This window comes from Chamaesiphon sp. OTE_75_metabat_556 (assembly GCF_031378165.1).
Lineage (GTDB): Bacteria > Cyanobacteriota > Cyanobacteriia > Cyanobacteriales > Chamaesiphonaceae > Chamaesiphon.
Genome location: NZ_JANNDR010000357.1, coordinates 1 through 2,005 on the forward strand (window position 1 = coordinate 1; position 2,005 = coordinate 2,005).

Annotated in this window: 3 protein-coding genes; all 3 read left to right on the forward strand. The window is 44.2% G+C overall.

Annotated elements, in window-relative coordinates; translation table 11 throughout:
- Window positions 1-97 precede the first annotated feature (97 nt).
- Complete coding sequence (locus RMO27_RS14395; RefSeq protein ID WP_309733671.1) at window positions 98-757, forward strand: response regulator transcription factor; 660 nt, start codon at window positions 98-100, stop codon at window positions 755-757.
- A 43-nt stretch (window positions 758-800) separates the two neighbouring features.
- On the forward strand, window positions 801-1,541 hold the full coding sequence (locus tag RMO27_RS14400) for a glutathione S-transferase family protein (RefSeq protein WP_309733673.1): 741 nt from the start codon (window positions 801-803) through the stop codon (window positions 1,539-1,541).
- A 115-nt stretch (window positions 1,542-1,656) separates the two neighbouring features.
- Window positions 1,657-1,815, forward strand: a complete 159-nt coding sequence (locus RMO27_RS14405; RefSeq protein ID WP_309733674.1) for a hypothetical protein — start codon at window positions 1,657-1,659, stop codon at window positions 1,813-1,815.
- Window positions 1,816-2,005: the final 190 nt, after the last annotated feature.

Sequence of the window (2,005 nt, forward strand, 5' to 3'; positions counted from 1 at the left end):
AAGATATTTCTACCAAGTTGATAAATTAATAATTGACAACAACTGCATTTAAATCTCATCTACTATTCACTATTCACTATTCACTATTCACTAATTCATGATTCGCCTCCTCCTCGTTGACGATCTAGTTATTTTTAGGCAAGGATTAGCCGCGCTAATCAGCCTCGAATCAGACATCGAAGTTGTTGGAGAAGCTGGTAATGGTCAAGAGGCAATTTTGCTGGCCGAAACACTGCGCCCGGACGTAATTTTGATGGATGTACGGATGCCGATTTGTGATGGTGTCGAAGCTACTAAAGTCATCCATCAGCGGTTTCCGTGGATTCGGATTATGGTTTTGACCACATTTGATGAAGATGACTATATTTGTCAATCACTGCAAAATGGTGCCCTGGGTTATATCCTCAAAAGTACCCCGTCCCAACAATTAGCGACCATGATTCGTAGTCTCGATCGCGGTTTTGGACAACTCGATCCGGCGATCGCCCTGAAGGTATTTGCGCGGATTCCCGAGTCTACAATTACACCATCGTCCAGATTAGCCATGCTCGAAAAATTCAATCATAATGAGATCGAAATCCTCAAACTAATTGGTAAAGGCAAAAACAATCGCGAAATTGCTCTCGATCTGCACCTCACGGAAGGGACAGTCAAGAATTATGTGACTAATATTTTTAACTATTTAAATTTACGCGATCGATTGCAAGTTGCCCTCTGGGTTGCTCAAAATCTCACAGATTCGTATACTAAAACTTAGTCAAGACAGACAGCAATCACTCTGTACGGTTAGGAGAAATTTGATGCCCACTAACTTTCGACTGATTACGATTCCAGTTAGCCACTACAGTGAGAAAGCACGGTGGGCACTAGACTACTTAGAGATTCCCTATCAAGAATTGGCGCACATGCCGCCATTTCATCGCAGCGCGACTAAAAAACATGGTGGCACGACCGTACCTGTTTTAGTCACAGATACGGGTGTGGCGACAGATTCGACAGATATTTTGCGATATTTAGACAGACTCTATCCCGAAAAGTTATATCCGATCGACCCCCAATTCCAGTTACTCAGTACAGAACTAGAAACCTTATTCAATAATACTTTGGGTGTGCATACCCGCCGCTGGGGATATTCATATATCATCACACCCCAATTACTTTATCCGAAATGGACTCTGGGCGTGCCATTTTGGGAAAAGTTACTATTTCCCATTATTTTCCCCAGAGTTGGTAAAATCGTTCGATCGAATTTTGATATTACCGATACTTCCGCTGCTGAATCTTGTCGCGAAATCGAGATCGTATTCGATCGAGTCGATAGTTTGTTAGCCGATGGGCGTCAGTACTTACTCGGTGATCGTTTTTCGGCGATCGATATTACCTTTGCAGCCCTTGCCGCACCGATCCTTCAGCCCCCAGAACACCATATTCAACCTACTGTACTAGACTTACTCCCCGCTCCAATGCAAACTGATATCAGCAAGGCGCAAGCCACCCCAGCGGGCAAATTCGGACTGAAACTCTATCGAGAACATCGATAATCCAATCAAGCGCATTTAGGTGCGATCGATTCATAATACACCTAGTGATTTAGTTCACAGGAGCTTCAGAGTTTACTCGTTAGATTGTAGATCCCTCCCGATTTTGGTCTCAATCATGCTTAAGTTTCTCGGCTGTGGACTACTTGCTGCGCTCGCGATCGTGACAACCGCTCTTCAAGTCAGTGCCGAGCCACCGCCAGCCGAACCAGTAATTATTTCTACTGGTACTAATGTTACTAACGATTGCGCTCAATGTTTGCCCCGCCGCTGGTAATAGGTCGATCGTTGCTGAATTCAAGTATGATTTGCGTTAGAGACAATCCCTGAAATTTAGAGTAGGGGCAATTCATGAATTGCCCCTACTCTGAATTTTGGAGCAAAGCATACCACAAATCACCAACAATCGAATTGGTCAATCAGCTAGAACTGGCGAAGAAAGCGCAGATCGCTACCGTAGAGCTTCC